Raw genomic sequence first — 18,683 nt, forward strand, 5'->3', positions numbered from 1 at the left:
CTCGGTTTACACTAACCAATGTCGTTATCCTAAGAGTTTCATCGTCAGACTTCCAATTTGAAAACATTCAAAACTCTTAAAATTGTTACTTGGTTTTTTTAATTAAAAAAGATAATCATGGGAAATATGTTCTATAGAATTGAACAGGATCTTAAGGATGGCAGAAAGAAAAAAGCCTGCGATAGATTGAGAAATATGATCAATCAGTTTCCGGATGATATTTCATTGAGAGAGAAATTGGCACAAATCTATTATGATTCTGGATTTAAAGATGAAGCCGGGAAATTTTGGATTTTATCAGAACCTCAGAATTTTGAAATGAAAGAAGCTGTTGAAATTTATAGAAATTCTTTAAGTAATTCAGGAAATGCTATTTTAAAAGATATTGTTTTTCGTGGAGATAAAAATAGGCTTTCAGAGCACTCGAAAAATATTTTGAATGAATTGGAATCAGACAGTTTTAAAAGAACTAAACACGTTCCTGATTTTAAACCTAAAAAAAGAGAAAAAGGAAATTATGCTGAATCTAAAGATAATTTTTTTAGCAGAGTTGGTTTTCTCTTACTTATTGGAGGAATTATTTTACTTCCGTTTTTAGGAATTGTTAAACTTTATGAATTATTAGATTCATTATTCTTTAAATAAATTTTAACTGCGTAAAAAGAATGCGCACTGAAGTAATAATTTTGCTTCAACAAAAACAATAACCATAAAAACTTAAAAAGTAAGTGTTGTTAAATAGAATTACTTCGTTTAAAGGGCGGTTTTGCAGGTTCGAATCCTGCTCCTGAAAATTCAGGATGGTGTAATGGGCTATCACGTCGCAGTCAAGTCTCTATTTGATTTTTCACCTTACTTAAAAATAATCGATGCCGTAAAAAAGAGTTACTTCTACTTACCATTGAAACATAATCTCTTTTTAAACATTGCTCGATTTTAAAAATTATTCTACAAGTGCCGTGGATAAAAGTTACTTCGATTTTACAAAGGTTCGAATCCTTTCGCCGAAAGGTGTGGTCGAGTGGCAAGACGAGTTTTAAGACAGCTTTTATCAATCTTTGCCTTGTACTTTAAAAAAAATAGTATTTAAACATATAAAAAATCAAGTGTCGTCTTAGAATCATACTTCGATTGTTAATCATTGGGTCGCAGGTTCGAGTCCTGTCTTTTCTAAGGAAAAGTAGCTCAGACGGTAGAGCAAATATTGGATTCTATAATTTTTTACCTTGATTTAAAAAAATAAAAGAGTGCCGTAGAAAAGGCTTACTTCGAGGCAGAATTTAGACGTCAAAAATCTAAGAAAAAGTGCAATTTCCTGAATAACAGTAAGGATCGGGTGCATGTCTGTCTTTTCGCCTTTTGCCTCTTTTTCATTAAAAATTTAAAGAATATGTCAAGTGTCGTAGTATAGAAATGCTTCGTCCACGCTTAAGATGCAGGTTCGAATCCTGCCTGTAAAAACAGTCGTCTAATGGTAAGATGCAAGCTATAAGTGTCTGTACGAAAATTACCTTGATAAAAACAAAGAGTGCCGTTAGAGAAAACTTACTTCGGTTAATCTTATGATGTTGGTTCGACTCCAGAATAAATCAGAAATGATTTATATTAAAGGTTTTCTCGTCTTTTGCCTCTTTTTTAATTAAAAAAAACTAACAGATAAGTGTCGTAGAGAAGGGTTACTTCGTAACTATAACGGTCCTAAGGTAGCGAAATTCGGGTGACCGAACTAGTGAGGTTGGGTTGAAAACCAACTGGGCAAAAGTTTTCGTAAGAAAGCGCAAGTCTCTCGCAGATGTAGAATTGCCGGCTCACTGCCCAAATCGGGTAAGAGCGGCGCTCTGAAAAGAGCACAAATACCTTTTTCGCCTTTTACCTTATCTGTTTTTTATATACAAAAAATTAAAATCCTGTAATACAATGATTATACCTGAAAATTTAACTGATTTCTTATACTGGGTGAAAGAACGTACAGAAAAGCTATGGGCGAGCGAAGACTGGCGCGAGCATGAATTTTATGGTGCAAAATGGCAGCCTCTTACGGAGCAACAGATTGATGAAGTTGAACAAAAATATGGTGTAAAATTTAATAATGAACACAAAGAATTCTTAAAAATCCTTCATGCTGTTGACAGGAAAGAAATTATAGAATATGATGGTGAAAATAATGAGGTGATTTTTGAAGAATGCACATGGTTTTACAATTGGTTGAAAGATGAACAGGAAATTAGGGAAAGGCTTCATGGTCTTTCGGACTGGTTTTATTCGGATGTTGAAGGAGGAAATCAGGTTTGGCTGAAATCATGGGGGAAAAAACCTGGATCCAAAGAAGAAAGGGAAAAGATTTTTCAGGAGTGGTTTTCTAAAATCCCACAACTTCTGCCAATTTACAGTCATCGCTTCGTAGTCGGTGATGATAATTTAAAATGGAACCCGATAATTTCCAGTTGGGGTTCAGATATCATTGTAATGGGTTGGGATTTCAGAACTTATTTGCTGAATGAGATCGGAAGTCATCTTGATATTTATGAAGATGTTTTTGATGAAGAAGATCAAATGTTTTATCCTGAGGTATTGCCTGAAATACAAGAAATTTTTAATGAAAATTTCAAATTTGATGAAACCAAAGATGTTCCCTATCTTAAAGAAATGATGCTCTACTGGTCTTCCGGCTGGTCAAGTTTTGGTATGAATTATTATCCAAAAGGAACAACGGTAAGTCCGATTGTAAAAACATGTATTGCCGAAGAAGAAATTTAAAATATAAACAAGTGCCGTAGAATAGCGTTACTTCGCTCATCACGACGGGGTCGCGGGTTCGAGTCCCGCCTTTTCCACAATTCAAAAACACAAAATCTAAATAGGAAAAGTAGCTCAGTTGGTTAGAGCACGACATTACGCTTTTTGGTTGTTGCCTTGTTTTTTTAAATAAAAGTGTCGCAGAGAAAAGTTACTTCGTCACCATTTAAAGGGGAGGAATAGCGAAGCCGGTATCTCCGGCAAGGCTATCCGGTTCGACTCCGGCAAGACGTAGCCCCGTATTTTTCTCGTTTTTATCTTCAAAAAAATCCGGTCAATTCTAATGACCGGATTTTTTTGTTAATTTTTTTCCGCAGGGTTATCCTGATCTTCTGCAAAAAGTCTTTTCCAACGGCTGATGGTCGTCCTGCTTATTTTATATTTTTTAGACATAAAACTGATGGAAAGCTCATGTTTCTTTTGATAATCCAACAATTTGAGAATGGTCTTTTTATCGTATATTCTCAATTTTTGATTATTGTGTGAACTTTCTTTGGATGGCGTAAAAACCAAATCATTAAAGTTCAGGATATCTTCTGTCGTCTTCAACTTTTTTATCAAACGTTGAATCTTCGGGTCTTCTAGTTTTTCAGGAGCTTTTTCTTTCAGCATATCCTGATAAATTTTTGTATAATTGGGGCGCATAAAATTCAGGTTAAATTTTTTGAAGCCAGCGGTGAAGGGTACTTTTAGGAATTGAATATTCTTTGATGATCTCACTAAGCGTCATCTCACCAGATTGTATCTTCCCGATGATAAAATCCTTAATTTCCTGAGTATAAATATTTTTTCTGAAAAAAGGAATGCTCTCCGATTTATTGTTTTTTCCTTTATCTACGGCCGATGGTGGTGAATATAAAATTAAATGTGAACTGTAAATTCTAAAAAAATCGTATTCCAGTAATTTTGAAAATCTCAACAGGAGACCCGTGTCTATGGTTGAGCTTTGATACATTTGCTCAACAGCCTCTTCGTCTTTTTTCAGAAAACTGCATACTCTTTCTTTGCTGATTTCCATTTCATCCACACGTTCTTTGATGAATTTTCCGATATGTATTTCTTTATATAACATAATGTAAGCTTTGTACAGTTTAAAAACTTTAATTAAAATATTTAATTAAAAAAGATAAAATAAGTATTCTGGAAATGATGAATTAATTACAAATTTGAATAATGTTTAACGAAAATAATTCGCTCAATTCTCTCAAATATAAATAAAAATCAATTATCCGGAAAGAATATATGAATGAATTTTTTAAAAATATGATTTTTGATTAAAAGTGTGGTATATGTTATTTTGCTGGAAAAAGATCATTATTGATGAAAGATCTGAAGGAAGTATTTTAAAATTAGATTTCGTGGCTATCTTGAGTATATAAATATTCGATAAAGATTTCCAAAGTCCATATCTTTGCAGTTCATGAAAAATACGATCGCCTTATTCGACTTCTCTAAGAAAATCAATTATAAAAACGAAATTTTAGCGGGGCTTACTGTTGCAATGACAATGATTCCCGAGTCACTTTCGTTTGCTATTCTTGCCGGACTTTCTCCTCTCATTGGCTTATATGCAGCCTTCATGATGGGATTGGTCACCGCAATTTTTGGAGGACGTCCCGGAATGGTTTCCGGCGGAGCAGGGGCGACGATTGTTGTTTTAATTGCTTTGATAAAAACTCACGGTGTAGAATATCTCTTCGCAACCGTTCTTCTCGCGGGTGTTTTTCAGATATTGGTCGGAGCTTTTAAACTCGGAAAATTTGTAAGATTAATTCCACAACCAGTCATGTACGGTTTCCTGAATGGTTTGGCAGTCATTATTTTTATGGCACAGGTCGAACAATTTAAAATCACGGATGCTAGTGGAACAACAAGCTGGCTGCAAGGTTCTTCCTTATATATAATGGCAGGACTTACCGCATTCACGATCGTCATTGTTTACTTTTTTCCAAAGATTACAAAAGTAGTTCCGGCATCTTTGGTCGCAATTTTAATAATCTCCGGAGTCGTTGTAGGTTTCGGTATTAATACGAAAACGGTTGCAGACATTGCTCACATCAGCGGAAATCTTCCAAGTTTTCACATTCCGAGTATCCCTTTTTCATTAGAAACTTTACAGATTATTTTTCCTTACGCCTTAATTATGGCGGGAGTCGGATTAATAGAATCTTTATTAACCTTATCAATGGTTGATGAAATCACAAACTCAAAAGGAAGTGCCAATAAAGAATCTATTGCTCAAGGCTTAGCCAATATTACCAACGGTTTCTTCGGTGGAATGGGTGGATGTGCAATGGTTGCCCAAACTTTGGTTAATCTGAATGCAGGTTCAAGAGCCAGACTTTCCGGAATTATTGCATCCATTACAATTTTAATCATCATTTTAGTCGGAGCGCCTTTTATCGAAAAAATTCCAATGGCGGCTTTGGTTGGGGTCATGATGATGGTTGCAATCAGTACTTTTCAGTGGGTTTCGATTCGAATTGTCAATAAAATGCCAAAATCCGATATTTTTGTCGGAATTACGGTAGCTTTAATTACGATTGTCCTTCACAATTTAGCGTTAGCTGTTTTAGTAGGAGTGATTATTTCAGCATTGGTTTTTGCCTGGGATAATGCGAAAAGGATTCGTGCAAGAAAGTATATTGATGAAAATGGTATTAAATATTACGAAATTTCCGGACCATTATTCTTTGGTTCTGTTACAGCATTTACAGATAAATTCGATCCGATAAATGATCCAAACGACGTCATAATAGATTTTAAAGAAAGCCGAATTGTAGATATGAGTGCCATTGATGCCGTAGACAAATTATCAAAAAAATACAGTCAGCTTAATAAAAAACTTCATTTAAAACATCTCAGCGAAGATTCCATTAAAATGCTGAAAAATGCCGAAGCTGTCATTGAAGTGAACATTCAGGAAGACCCGACTTATAAGGTAATGCCCGAGAAGTAAGAGGGAAGGAGTGTTTGAGAGTTGTAGAGTTTTAGTGTGTTGTACGTCATTGCGAGGAGCGAAGCGACGAAGCAATCTCAAAAAAATTACAAGATCCGTGAGAAAGCAAGTCTTTTGAAGTTTGATGATGAAAGTTTAAAAATATTACGCAACATCTGTGAAATCCGTGCAATCTGCGGGAAAATAAATTTTTGTTAGACATTCGTGAAAATTCGTATAATTCCTGACAAAGAAAAAGATCTGCGCAATCAGCAAAATCTGCGAGATAAAAATTCACAATTCACCTCTATAACCCAAACAAGGACTGCAAAATAAAATTTACAGCCCTCGTTTTTTAGGTCACTAATGTATTTGCTATGAAATCAGGCACCAAAGCATAGTGCGACAATTTCATGCTGATCGAAGCTCTACCGCTCGTCAACGTTCTCAGATCAGAAATATATCCGAAAGTAGAAGCCAAAGGAACTTCCGCGGTGAAAATTTTTCTTCCTGATTTTTCATCAATCGAAGTGATAATTCCTCTTCGTTTGTTGATGTCGGCGGTTACAACTCCCGTGTATTCGTCAATACTTTGAATTTCAACCTGCATGATCGGTTCTAATAATTTCGGTTTACAATTTTTTGCAACCGATCTAAAACCGTCTCTTGCAGCCATTTCAAAATCATAAGCTTTGGAATCTTCAGAGTGCGTCGAACCATCCAAAAGAGTAACTTTCATACTTTCCAAAGGATTTCCGCTTAAAGCTCCGTTTTCCATTGCTTCTCTGAAACCTTTCTCGACAGACGGAATAAATTCACTCGGAATCACACCACCTTTAATTTGATTAATGAATTCCAACCCCATTTCATTATCTTCTCGAGGTCCGATTTCAAAAGTAATATCAGCAAATTGTCCGCTTCCGCCATTTTGTTTGGAAAGTTTTTCTCTGTGTCTTCTGGTTTCCGTTAAAATTTCCTTATACGAAACTTTAGGTTTTCCTTGATTGATTTCAATTCCATGATTCAACCGGATTTTTTCTAAAGTCACTTCAAGATGCAATTCCCCCAAACCGCTCAGCAAAGTTTCTCCTGTTTGTTTGTCTCTTTCAACAACCAATGATGGATCTTCTTCCTGAATTTTTGCTAAAACCAATCCGAAAGATTTTTCATCAGCATTCGTTTTCGGTTCAATCGAAACTCGGATCACCGGAGCTGGAATCGTAATAGATTCAAGTAAAACAGATTGTTCAATAGATGATAAAGAATCTCCTGTTTTCGCATCTTTTATTCCCGTTAAAGCAACGATATCTCCCGCTTTTCCTTCTTCAATCGTTAACGTTTTGTCCGACTGCATCTGTAAAATCCTTGAAATCCTGAAACTTTCACCTGTTCTCACATTCTGAACTGTGTCACCGGATTTTATCTTTCCGGAATAAATTCTCAACATCGAAAGTTTACCCATGTGTTTATCGATCACAACCTTGAAAACCAATCCAGAAAAAGTTTCTTCTTCATTTCTTTCAAACTCTATTGTTTCTTCCGTTCTCACATCTTTTCCTTTGATAGAAGCTAATTGATTCGGAGCAGGAAGATAGCTTACAATTGCATCAAGTAAAGGTTGAACGCCTTTGTTTTTAAACGCAGAACCGCATAAAACTGGAACTAAACTTCTTGACTGACAAGTTCTTTGTATCGCTTCAAAAATCATTTCCTCAGAAATTTGAGTTTCAGAATCAAGGAAATATTCAAAAAACTTTTCGTCGAATTCGGCTAATGTTTCCATTAATTTCATTCTCCATTCATTGGCTTCAGATTGATAATTTTCAGGAATATCTTTCTCTACAATTGTTTCTCCGTTTTCATCAATCCAATACAAAGCTTTTTGTTTGATTAAATCGATAACGCCTTCAAATTGATCTTCAGAACCTATCGGAATTTGCAAAGCCAAAGGAACTGCATCCAGTTTGGTTTTAATTTCATTTAAAACAGCAAAGAAATCGGCTCCGATTCTGTCCATTTTATTGATAAAACAAATCTTGGAAATTCCATGTTTCTCGGCTTGGAACCAGACATTTTCCGTTTGTGGCTGAACTCCCGAAGAAGCGCAGAAAACCGCAACAACGCTGTCTAAAACTCTTAAAGACCGTTCAACTTCCACCGCAAAATCAATATGTCCCGGCGTGTCGATAATGTTGATATTGAAAATGTTACCATCCTTTTTCCATTGTGTGGAAATCGCAGCAGATGAGATCGTAATTCCTCGGTTTTTCTCCTGAATATCTTTATCCATTGTAGTATTTCCTTCATCTACATTTCCGATTTTATGGATCATTCCTGTGTAATACAGCAATCTTTCCGTTAAAGTTGTTTTTCCTGCATCGACGTGTGCTATGATCCCTATATTTCGTGTGTTGTATTTCATTTTGTTTAATTTAAATTGTTGATTTTTAAGGTCTATTCTGAATTTTAGGTACAAAAATTTTTTGTCCTTACGTTTCGTTTTTGTAAGAAATTGAATTTTATTTTCGTGAAAAATATCAGATAACCTTTTCGAATAATTGAAAAGCTGAAAGTAGGGTAGCAAAAAAGACCTATCTGAACAGATAGGCCTTCGTTATATTTTTTGTTTTATAAGGTCGATCTTTATTCAGATAAATATTTAGTGCTACCAAAGTACACAGCTCTGATAGGATTGCTTAAAGTTATAATATTTATCATTTTTGTTGACATTGTTGATTCTTAATCGGTTGCGAAATTAGAAAAAATATTTTAACGACAAAAACTTTTTTTAATTTTTTTAAACGACCGAAAAATCGAAGAAATAAAAACCTCGGTTTATATTCAGCAAATGATAGCGGAACGCCTTGGCTGAGTGAAACGCCTTTGCGAACGAAAAATATGCCCAATAATTTTAAAAAAAATCTTTGCGGACTTTGCGTTTAAAAAAAGAATTTTCCGCCATCAAATATTAAATTCAGACTAAGGAAAATCATAAAAATATCTTAAAACAACAAACTACATTTACACATTAATTTAAAAATTCTATCTTTGGGATGAATAGACAAATTTTAAACACGAATTGATGAAAGGAAACAGTAACCATTTAAAAATCTTTTTCAAGACATAAGCTAAATAAAACTTTTAACTCAACCATTTTGAAAACAGATATAGACATCCACAATCACTCACATTTTTCTTTTGATTTGTGGCTTACTTTAATAAAATCTCATCCTGAATTTAAAGCAAAAAGAGTTGAGCTGTTCTCCTCATTTTTTGATGTTAAAAAACCGATTGATGAAGTTGCGAAAGTCGTAAAATATTATGATGATCTTTGCAATACTATTAATGAGGTGATTGGAGGTAATGTAGACACTTTTGAAATTTATTTATTGATCTTAAATGCTTTGGAAGTAGATTTAAAACAATTGAATAAAGATCAATTAAACGAGTTTTATCAAAAAAGCGAAGACTTGTTTTTGGAATACAAACCCGTTGTGATTTTCGAAAATTTGCACCAGTTTTTCGATGAAATTAAAAATCAGGGAAAGACGATTAATATTCTGAGCAATACAGGTTTTATCAAAGGAAAAACGATGAGAAAATTTTTGATTAATGAAAACCTCGATCAGTACATTGATTTTCATATTTATTCTGATGAAATCAATTGCTCAAAACCAAATCCACAGATATTTCAGGAGGTGAAAAATTTAATTAAAAATCAGGATTTGGATTTAAAACAGATCTTACACGTTGGTGACAATCCGATTGCTGATTATAAAGGCGCAAAAGATTTTGGTTTCAATGCACACTTACTTAAACACAAAATATAATATGAACAAAAGGTACAGCTTACATCACATTCATTCGGCGGATGAATTCACTTTTTCGCCCGAGGAATACAGCTATTTCAAGTATGGCGATAAGTCGTATGCTGAGAAATTTGCGAAAGAATTATTCGAAGGATTTGTTTCTGAACACGAACAAATTTTAAATACAGATAAAGACATTGTGGTATTGCCAAGTCCTTACATGGCGATTCCTACGGCTTCTAATTTTCTATGTTTTTACTTTAAAAAGCATCTGGATTTTTATCTGTTTCAGAAAGGGAAAAAATCTAGTATTTTGTCGAAAATCAACAGAAATCATACTTACACGACAGATTACGGAAATTTAAGCTTCGAAGATCGTAAAAATTTGATTGCCAACGATACTTATTATCTTGATAAAGATTTTTTGAGAGGAAAACTTTGTATTTTTATAGACGATATCAAAATTACGGGCAGCCACGAATACACGGTAAACAAAATTTTACAGGAATACCAAGTGGATGGAGAATTTTTATTCATGTATTACGCTGAACTGATGAATTTTGAGTTGGATCCAAAGATTGAAAACTTTTTCAATTATTATGCAGTGAAAAACGTTGAACACATTGCAGAAGTAATGGTGAAACCGAATTTTGAATTTAATACAAGGATTGTAAAATATATTTTGGCCTTAGAATCAAGTAAATTTGATTATCTTTCGTCTAAAGTAAAAAAAGAGCAGCTGGATCAGCTTTTAGAACTGGCAATCAGTAACAATTATCATTTAATAAAAGAATACGAAAACAATATAAACACTTTAACACAAACCGAATTATATTATGGCTATTAACTTACAGAAAGGACAGAGAGAAAATATAAATGCCCCTAAATTTACAGTAGGTTTAGGATGGGATATCAATAATACATCTACAGGAACGGCTTTTGACCTTGATGCATCATTATTTTTATTAGGTGAAAATAAAAAGTTAATTTCTGATAATCACTTCATTTTTTACAATAATCTTGAATCTCCGGATAAAGCGGTGATTCACACGGGAGATAATCTTACCGGAGAAGGATCGGGTGACGATGAACAAATTAAAATCGATTTAACTAAAATAGACGATGCGGTAAAAGAAATCACTGTTGTGGTAACAATTCACGAAGCTGATGCAAGAAGACAGAACTTCGGACAGGTGAGAAATTCTTTTATCAGAATTTTCAATACAGATACGAACGAAGAAATCCTGAAGTACGAATTAGACGAAGATTTCTCTATCGAAACAGCAGTGGAATTCGGAAGAATCTACAACAGAAACGGAGAATGGAAATTCGAAGCAGTAGGAAGCGGACAAAGAGAAGGTCTTGAAAAATTTGTATCAATTTATCAATAATTTACCATGGATAATCAAGAAAATCAACCGATTGATCCACTTGGATCTATTGAACCTTTAAAGACATTCGAACCAACTCCAATGACGCCGCCGACACCGGCAACGCCAAGTATGCCACCCGCACCGCTTGTGGACAGAGAAGGGAATGTAAATCTTACACAATTACAGTCGGAAGAGAGACAAAAATACGAAGTTCTTGCAGATTCTATCGACGAAACCAATCCTGGATCGATCGTAAATTTCGGAGCAGATCTTCAGAGAACATTATCGAACCAAAGTGACAGTTTCTTAGGAAATGTAAGAAGATCAAATTCCGGTGAAGTAGGTGAATTGATTAATAATTTACTCGTAGAACTGAATTATGTAGATGTTGAAGAATTAAATCAAAATAAATTCAAAAGTTTTTTAAGCAAATTACCTTTCATGAAAAGTGTAATGACGCAGATCGAGAATTTATTTGCCAAATATGATAAAATTATCAACAATATCGATCAGATTGCTTATAAAGTAAATGCAGGAATCATTACTTCAACAAAAGATAATGCGGTTTTACAGACTATTTTTGAAAGTAATGTAAACGCAATTAAGCAAATCGAAGAACTGGTCATCATCGGAAACATTAGAATGGAAAAGGCCGGAGCAGAATTGGCTCACATGGAGGCCAACACTCAGGAATTCCAGGATTATCAGATTGCGGATAAGAGAGATTTTATCGCGAGATTAGACAGAAGATTGGCGGATCTTAAAGTGGTTCGTTTAATCATGATGCAGTCGCTTCCGCAGATCAGATTGGTACAGAACAACAACGTTTCGATTGCAGAAAAAGCACAAACCATTTTGACAACAACGCTGCCGCTTTGGAAAAATCAGCTTTCACTGGCTGTTGCGATGTACAGACAACAGCAAAGTATCGAAATTCAGCAAAAAGTTTCGGCTACAACGGAAGAAATTTTAAGAAAAAATGCAGAACGTTTGGGGCAAAATTCAGTGAACGTAGCAAGAGCAAACGAACAGACGATTGTTTCTGTTGACGTGTTGAGAGAAACTACGGCAAAGCTGATCAGTACATTAAACGAAGTGAAACAAATCCAGAAACAAGGCGCAGAAGGAAGAAGAAAACTAGATCAGGATCTGATGACTCTGGAACACGAATTAAAAGCAAACGTAAGAGGATAATAGCGGGATAAAAGGTGAACGATGATGCTGTAAACATACTATCTCAGAGCAAAAGAAGATTAACTAAACTTAAACTTCTGGCGAATTTTTTTGAAAATGGAGATATAATTTCGATTTATATTAAAACCGATGTTATACACAATCTTTTTCAGGGAAATAAGGAATTGGATTACAGCAAGCTCGAACTTTTTCATCTGCAGTATACCGACAGTCTCATTGAACTTCTTACGAAGATTAAAAGACAGAAGGAAAATGAAATGCTGGCGGTTATCAACGAAATTGATGTTAATAATAAATATATTTCGGGTTTTGAAGAAAAGCGGATAGATGGCTTTGAAACAGACCGGAAAATGTACAGCGGTATTTTTTCTAATCAGCTTAAAAATCTGTATCATGATCTTACGGAAGACAAATTCCGTTTAAACTGGGACAATGTTTTGTATTTCCATAAAAAATATGCAGCAGAGTTTTACAGATCGAATGTTGATGAAGAATTGCTTAAGGGTGGCTCATTTCCGGCATATCAGTACATGGAGTATCAGATAGAGCGGAAATTGCTGGGAAGGCTTAATATTCAGAGTTTTAAAGTTCGTTTTGTCTGTGGCTATGTGATTACGGGAAATGAATATGAATTATTTAAAGTTTTCCAGTCCGACGATCATTTTATCTTTGATATTGAAGGAAAAAAAATGTATTTAATAGATCCTGAAAAAATGGAAAAACTGGATACAACACCCAACGCATCAAACCAGGGAACGATTGTCAATCAGCTGAGAAGAAAAAATGAGCAGCTGGAAGAATCAATGAACGAAAGGAAAAAAGTATTGCCCGAGCAGGTGACTGCTGTATTGAAGGATTATATTAAAAACCTCGAAAATACAGACGTCATGAGTAAAATATTCGACATCAATGAAGAAACCAATATTCTCCGCGCCATGCTGAATTTAAATTTAAATAACAACTAAAGCGAAAATTGCTTTACCAAAAACAAAATAATAATATAAACATAAAAAGATGGCTATTAACTTACAAAAAGGTCAAAGAATTAACCTGACAAAGGAAAACGGGACCACACTTTCTCAGGCTTGCGTAGGAATCAACTGGGGAGCGATTGAGAAAAAAGGATTTTTCGGAGGTGTTACCAGAGAAGCCGTAGACTTAGACGGGAGCTGTATTTTATACGATTCTAACAAAAACGCAACGGAAATCATTTATTTCGGAAACCTAAAATCAAGAAACGGTGCTGTAAGACACAGCGGCGACGATTTAACAGGGGATGTTAACGGTGACGACGGTCTTGACAATGAGGTAATCACTATAGATTTCAGTAACCTTGAACCTAATGTTGAGCACGTTGCTTTGGTTTTAAACAGCTACAAAGGTCAGGATTTCGGAACCATTCCTTTCGCATCGATCAGAATTTACGAAGGAACGCCAACGAACGTAAGGGAAGTTTTCGCTAAATATGATATTGCCAACGACGCATCTTTTAAAGGTCACGTTGCGATGGTAATGGGAGTTTTCTACAAGAGAAACAACGAATGGAAGTTCAATGCAATCGGAGATCCCACCGCAGACAGAAAATTGCAGGAAACAATTGAAACTGTAAAGCAGAAATATTTGTAAGAAGTTACAAATCAAAATAATAATAGATTAGCAATACTTGTACCCTGTACATCTATTGCTTTTATCATATAATAAACACATTTAAAAGTGGGACAAAATACAAGTATTTTAGATCTTCATCCCGGTCTGGTTTGGGGATTTGCGATAACGGTGGTTATCATGTTGCTCCTTGACTTAGGGGTTTTCAACAAAAAAAGTCATGAAGTTTCTTCCAAAGAAGCTACTATCTGGTCAATTGTCTGGATTTCGCTGTCTATGGTGTTTTCGGGAGTTGTGTATTGGGTGTATAATTCAGATTTAGGCCCGAACAGCCACTCGATTGCCATAGAGAAGTTTACACAATATCAGGCTGCGTATTGGGTGGAGAAAGCACTTTCGGTGGATAATTTATTCGTATTCATCTTAGTTTTCGGATTTTTTAAAGTTCCGAAATATCTTCATCATAAAGTTCTTTTCTGGGGAATTATCGGAGCTCTAATTTTCAGAGCAGTCTTTATTTTTGCCGGAATCGGATTGATTAATCTAACGTATTTACCTGAGATGAATATTTTCGGAAAAGCAGTTCAGATCAATATCGTAATGGCTCTTTTCGGGTTGTTCCTTGTTTATGCCGGAATCAAATCTTGGGGAGGCGGAGACGACGATGACGACGAAGACTACAGCAATACGGCCGGAGCAAAGCTGATCAAAAGTTTCTGGAAAGTTTCTGATAATTACGACGGAGATAAATTCTTCACCATTCAGAACGGGATCAAAATGGCAACACCTTTATTAGTGGTGGTGGGAGTAATTGAGTTTACAGACGTTCTTTTTGCGGTAGATTCTATTCCTGCAATCTTTGCGATTTCAAACGATCCGTTTATCCTTTATACATCAAATATCTTTGCAATCTTAGGACTAAGATCCTTGTATTTTCTGCTGGCGAATTTCATTTACATGTTCAGCAAATTACCTTACGGATTGGCGGTTATCCTGTCTTTCATCGGGGTAAAAATGCTTATTGCACCCTGGATTCATATTTCATCACCGGTTTCATTAGGAATCGTGGGTGGAGTATTGGTAATCTCAGTAATTCTTTCATTGATTTTCCCTGATAAAAAAGATGAGGAAAAAGAAAAAATTGAAGAATAATATCAATTTTCATTAAAAATAGAAAGGCTTTGCAAATTGTAGAGCCTTTTTTATTTAAGTTTTGTTAAATTTTTAGGAGCTATTTCGCGCTTTCCGCACTCGCTATTTTTTTGATTTCTGGCGGCGCGGCTTTGCCGCGCCGCCAGAAATCAAAAAAATGAGCTCAAACAATTGCTCCAATCGCGGCTAGGGAAACGGTTGTGTTTTTTCAACAGTAAGATAGCCAAACAGTTTGCCATTCTTTAGTAATCTAAGTATAGTTAAAAAAATTACGTAAATATTCAACCATAGATTTCTACAGAATAACAAATATGATGTTTAGTCTTCATAATAATCATTAGTTGAGCTAAATGCCTTTGCGAACGAAAAATATTCTCAATCATTTCAAAGAAAACTTCGCAGACTTTGTGTTAAAACAGATTCTCCTTTCATCAAAATGACACTCATAGCAAACCTCAAACATAAAACTATAAAAGGTTCACCATTGACGCGTCAACAAAATTCACCATTCACTATAATCTACTTATTGTATTTCAACAGCTTATTCATCTTTCGCCTCGTCTGTATAGAAACCTTATACGCCTCATCCCGCAGCTTCTGAATCTTTCCTACAGGCTGAAAGAAAATTTTGCTTTCAAACGGATTAAAAGAGAGCATTTCGTTGTCACATGAAGCGGGATTCAGAAGTCCGTTTTTGTCAATTTTTACTTCACCGATCTTGATGTAAGGGGAGTTTTTCCATTCCACATTCAGTTTATTGATGGGCTGGTCTTTTAAATCATAGCAAAGCTGTATTAAGACATCGGCTGTGAAATTATGGGTTTTAAAGTAACTTTTAATAGAGTTTTTTACCTTTAATTTTTTACCGAAATGTCTCTCAATAGATCTGGGCTTAAGTTTAATTTTCATCATATTTTCGCCCAGTTTATAAGCTCCGACAGAATGGAAATCAAAGGATAAAATAAAATCATTTCTTTTACTGATTAATTTAATGATATTCTTTAAAAAAGAGCCCGTAAAAATCGAAGGCATAATTTTTAAAATCTGGATCATTAATGAAAAAGAACTCCATTTTTTTACATAAAAACGATTGACGGAAGTAAACAGTTTCAGAAAAGTACTCACTGAATTGATCGGAAATAAAGGAAAATTAACCAATGGATAATTCGCCAGTAAATTTCCGTTCTCATCTTTAATCTTTACAGAAAATCCGTAAGCCGGAAGATCTTTTTTATTTTTATTAATTTTGAGATGCGCATTCGAAAAACGAATTGTCAGATCATATTTTTCTTTATCAAAAAACGGTTGAAGTTCTTCAGGCACATTTTTATCAATAACGAACTCGCCTTTTGCGACGGCGTAAGTTTTTGCATGGGCATTTCGGGTAGCATAATCGATATCACTGATGGAGGTTGACTGTTCCACAAAGTCGGCAATGCTTTTTTTGTTGATCTCAAGAAGTTCTCTTTCCTCATCAGTCAGCTTATCGTATTTCTTATTATATTTTATCGGATTTGGCATTTAGTTTTTAAAATTCAATTATAACGCCAAGTTGCGAGAATTGTGTTAACGTAATATTAAACTTCTTTGAATTTACTTTATAAAACAGATTAAATGTTTACATATATTACATCTAAGACTGTGTTTTTTTAATTTTTTTCCTAAAAACTTCATTACAGGCTTTCAACTTCCATCTGTAAAAATCTTATCTTTGTAAAAAATATCAATTATGGGAGTAGCAGATTTGTTATTTAAACGTAAAAAAGAGCAGGCAGAAAAAAACCTGAAAGACGGTCAGGAATATATGGCAGAATACGGAAAAAGAGAATCTGTAGTTCAGTTGCCGAGCGGTTTGCAGTATGAAATTATTACAGAAGGTGATGGCGATAAGCCGGGTCCGAAATCTACTGTAAAATGCCACTATCACGGGACAACGATTACCGGAAAAGTTTTCGACAGTTCCGTAAAAAGAGGAACTCCGGCTTCATTTCCTTTAAACAGGGTAATTGCAGGATGGACGGAAGCTCTTCAGCTCATGCCTGTCGGCAGTAAGTGGAGATTGATTATTCCTCCGCATCTGGCGTATGGAGATCAGCAGATCAGCAAGGAGATCGGGCCAAATTCTACCCTTATTTTTGAAGTTGAATTGCTGGATATCAAAAAATAATTCTATCCTTAAAAATAGCTTAAAAATTTACCTGTTCTCCAGGTAAATTTTTTTATTTGTGTATATTAGTATTAAGCTAAATGAGCGTTTTTTTTATTTAAGTAAAGGTTGAAATTATAAGCGTGATGTAGTTCCGACGAAAGAAGGAATCTATGTGCAAGATTAGATTTTTCATCCTATTTCGAATGATAGATAAGAAATATAAACACATGAAAAAACTACTTTACTTTTTTGCTTTCTTAGGATTGTTCATCTCTTGTGTTTCAAAGAAAAATCAGGTGATTAATCAGAATATTCTTACGTTGAAAGACAGTTACTGCAAAGCTCCTTTTAAATACAATTATGATAACAAAATCCCGTCTTACAATTCAGATTCTATTATTGCGGCTAATAAAGATTTGACGGCCATTTTTTCCGATCAGAGTATTTTAATTTTAAATGCTTTGGATAATCTGGATGAAGTTCATCAGATCATGGAGCTCAAAAAAAGTACCTCCCTTGAGTCCCAGGTAAAAGTTTTACAGCTGAAAAGCAAAATCAACAGTAAAATAACGATTGCTTTAACGGAGCTGGATGCCGTTGCAGCAGAATTCGACTGTGAAGGTGAAAGGGTGGCACAAATCGGTAACTATGTAGATAACTTAAATGACTCCAGAAATAACAAGCTGATTTTATATTCCATCGTTGCAGGAGCTGCCGCTTCGATTGCCGGCGGAATTGTAAAAGATGATGCATGGAGCAGTGCGATTGATATCGGAGGGGGTGCTCTTGGGGCAGGTTTTGGTTTGGCAACTTTAAATCCAAAAGGAAAAAAAGTTGAATTTATTCATCAGAGAAATTTGTTAAGAGACATTTGGAACGAAAAGCTGCAATCTCCAAATTTTCCGCCATTTGTATGGTATATGTATACGGAAAGAAAATTTTCTAATAAGGATGGCATTCCGATCATCCAAAGCATTAAAAAAAGATGGCTTCATTTCCAGTTTGATAATAATGCAAAAGCGGCTGATGGATCTGTTATTTTCAGTGATGGCGGTCTTTATCGTGCTGATGACCTTCATAACCGTGCCGCCATGCTGAACCAGATGCAGTCGGCAACCAGAACGATTAATCAGAATATCAATTATTTATTATTAGATTTGGACAAATTAATTCTTTAAGAAAAATTTAACTGTAATAAAATTTGTTACATTAAAAAATCTGTCTATATTTGCAGTGTAATTACAATGAACAATACGAGATTTGCCACGGCAATACATATTATGACTTTATTGGCGGAAAGTCCGCAGGAATGGCTCACCTCCGAATGGATGGCGGGGAGCATTAATATTAATCCGGTGATTGTTCGTAAAGAATTAAGTGTTTTAAGAGAAGCCGGGCTTATTATCAGCAGACAAGGGAAAGAAGGAGGAAGCCGGTTGGCAAAAAGTTCTGATGCTATCAGTATTTCAGAAATTTATCTGGCGGTGAAGAATACGGAAGTTTTAGGTAAGAAAAATAATAATCCGAATCCTGCGTGTACGGTAGGAAGAGAAATTAATGAGCATCTGAATACATTATTCTCGGAAACGGATCAAATGGTTTTAAATTTTTTAGGAAATAAATCGTTAAAAGAATTTACCGATCAATTCAAGTAAATTTTTTTAGGT

Annotated in this window: 17 protein-coding genes; 13 read left to right on the plus strand and 4 right to left on the minus strand. The window is 34.9% G+C overall.

Going from position 1 to position 18,683, the window contains the following annotated elements; translation table 11 throughout:
* Positions 1 to 117: 117 nt before the first annotated feature.
* Positions 118 to 645 carry a DUF6584 family protein gene (locus BUA89_RS11770; RefSeq protein ID WP_072957737.1) on the plus strand — a complete coding sequence of 176 codons (528 nt, stop codon included), beginning with the start codon at positions 118 to 120 and terminating at the stop codon, positions 643 to 645.
* A gap of 1,272 nt (positions 646 to 1,917) precedes the next feature.
* A complete protein-coding gene (locus BUA89_RS11775; RefSeq protein WP_072957741.1) occupies positions 1,918 to 2,757 on the plus strand; it encodes an SMI1/KNR4 family protein in 840 nt (279 codons plus the stop codon).
* Positions 2,758 to 3,096: 339 nt separating this feature from the next.
* Here BUA89_RS11775 and BUA89_RS11780 read toward each other — a convergent pair whose 3' ends face one another.
* Both BUA89_RS11780 and BUA89_RS11785 read right to left on the minus strand, forming a co-directional pair.
* Positions 3,097 to 3,441 carry a helix-turn-helix domain-containing protein gene (locus BUA89_RS11780; protein ID WP_072957744.1) on the minus strand — a complete coding sequence of 115 codons (345 nt, stop codon included), beginning with the start codon at positions 3,439 to 3,441 and terminating at the stop codon, positions 3,097 to 3,099.
* A 10-nt stretch (positions 3,442 to 3,451) separates the two neighbouring features.
* Complete coding sequence (locus tag BUA89_RS11785) at positions 3,452 to 3,868, minus strand: transposase (protein WP_072957748.1); 417 nt, start codon at positions 3,866 to 3,868, stop codon at positions 3,452 to 3,454.
* 348 nt (positions 3,869 to 4,216) lie between these two features.
* Here BUA89_RS11785 and BUA89_RS11790 point away from each other — a divergent pair, with 348 nt between their 5' ends.
* Complete coding sequence (locus BUA89_RS11790; protein WP_072957750.1) at positions 4,217 to 5,755, plus strand: SulP family inorganic anion transporter; 1,539 nt, start codon at positions 4,217 to 4,219, stop codon at positions 5,753 to 5,755.
* 334 nt (positions 5,756 to 6,089) lie between these two features.
* Here the strand turns inward: BUA89_RS11790 and fusA are convergent, their stop codons facing one another.
* Positions 6,090 to 8,156: an elongation factor G gene (gene fusA, locus BUA89_RS11795; RefSeq protein WP_072957984.1), complete on the minus strand. Its 2,067-nt coding sequence runs from the start codon at positions 8,154 to 8,156 to the stop codon at positions 6,090 to 6,092.
* 733 nt (positions 8,157 to 8,889) lie between these two features.
* On the opposite strand from fusA, the gene BUA89_RS11800 reads away from it, so the two are divergent.
* From BUA89_RS11800 to BUA89_RS11830, 7 genes are all read left to right on the plus strand, one after another.
* Positions 8,890 to 9,564, plus strand: coding sequence for an HAD family hydrolase (locus BUA89_RS11800; protein WP_072957753.1), 675 nt, complete (start codon positions 8,890 to 8,892; stop codon positions 9,562 to 9,564).
* 1 nt (position 9,565) lies between these two features.
* A complete protein-coding gene (locus tag BUA89_RS11805; RefSeq protein WP_072957756.1) occupies positions 9,566 to 10,390 on the plus strand; it encodes a phosphoribosyltransferase family protein in 825 nt (274 codons plus the stop codon).
* A complete protein-coding gene (locus BUA89_RS11810; protein ID WP_072957761.1) occupies positions 10,380 to 10,934 on the plus strand; it encodes a TerD family protein in 555 nt (184 codons plus the stop codon). Before BUA89_RS11805 ends, BUA89_RS11810 begins: the two co-directional genes overlap by 11 nt.
* A 6-nt stretch (positions 10,935 to 10,940) precedes the next feature.
* The gene (locus tag BUA89_RS11815) at positions 10,941 to 12,110 is read left to right on the plus strand and encodes a toxic anion resistance protein (protein ID WP_083531667.1); all 1,170 of its coding nucleotides are present in this window, start codon (positions 10,941 to 10,943) and stop codon (positions 12,108 to 12,110) included.
* Between the two features lie 14 nt (positions 12,111 to 12,124).
* Positions 12,125 to 13,075, plus strand: coding sequence for a hypothetical protein (locus BUA89_RS11820; protein WP_083531668.1), 951 nt, complete (start codon positions 12,125 to 12,127; stop codon positions 13,073 to 13,075).
* 49 nt (positions 13,076 to 13,124) lie between these two features.
* Positions 13,125 to 13,736, plus strand: coding sequence for a TerD family protein (locus tag BUA89_RS11825; RefSeq protein WP_072957765.1), 612 nt, complete (start codon positions 13,125 to 13,127; stop codon positions 13,734 to 13,736).
* An 87-nt stretch (positions 13,737 to 13,823) separates the two neighbouring features.
* Positions 13,824 to 14,867 (plus strand): TerC/Alx family metal homeostasis membrane protein, encoded by a 1,044-nt coding sequence (locus BUA89_RS11830; RefSeq protein ID WP_072957768.1) that lies wholly within the window; start codon positions 13,824 to 13,826, stop codon positions 14,865 to 14,867.
* A gap of 519 nt (positions 14,868 to 15,386) precedes the next feature.
* Here the strand turns inward: BUA89_RS11830 and BUA89_RS11835 are convergent.
* The gene (locus tag BUA89_RS11835; protein ID WP_072957771.1) at positions 15,387 to 16,388 is read right to left on the minus strand and encodes a catalase family protein; all 1,002 of its coding nucleotides are present in this window, start codon (positions 16,386 to 16,388) and stop codon (positions 15,387 to 15,389) included.
* 208 nt (positions 16,389 to 16,596) lie between these two features.
* Here BUA89_RS11835 and BUA89_RS11840 point away from each other — a divergent pair, with 208 nt between their 5' ends.
* The 3 genes from BUA89_RS11840 to BUA89_RS11850 all read left to right on the plus strand — a co-directional run bounded on the left by BUA89_RS11840 (position 16,597) and on the right by BUA89_RS11850 (position 18,671).
* Entirely contained in the window at positions 16,597 to 17,034 is a 438-nt protein-coding gene (locus BUA89_RS11840) for an FKBP-type peptidyl-prolyl cis-trans isomerase (protein WP_072957775.1), read from the plus strand.
* Between the two features lie 209 nt (positions 17,035 to 17,243).
* Positions 17,244 to 18,194 carry a hypothetical protein gene (locus tag BUA89_RS11845; protein WP_072957992.1) on the plus strand — a complete coding sequence of 317 codons (951 nt, stop codon included), beginning with the start codon at positions 17,244 to 17,246 and terminating at the stop codon, positions 18,192 to 18,194.
* A 66-nt stretch (positions 18,195 to 18,260) separates the two neighbouring features.
* Positions 18,261 to 18,671 (plus strand): Rrf2 family transcriptional regulator, encoded by a 411-nt coding sequence (locus tag BUA89_RS11850; RefSeq protein WP_072957779.1) that lies wholly within the window; start codon positions 18,261 to 18,263, stop codon positions 18,669 to 18,671.
* Positions 18,672 to 18,683 lie beyond the last annotated feature (12 nt).

Source organism: Chryseobacterium arachidis (assembly GCF_900129245.1).
Lineage (GTDB): Bacteria > Bacteroidota > Bacteroidia > Flavobacteriales > Weeksellaceae > Chryseobacterium > Chryseobacterium arachidis.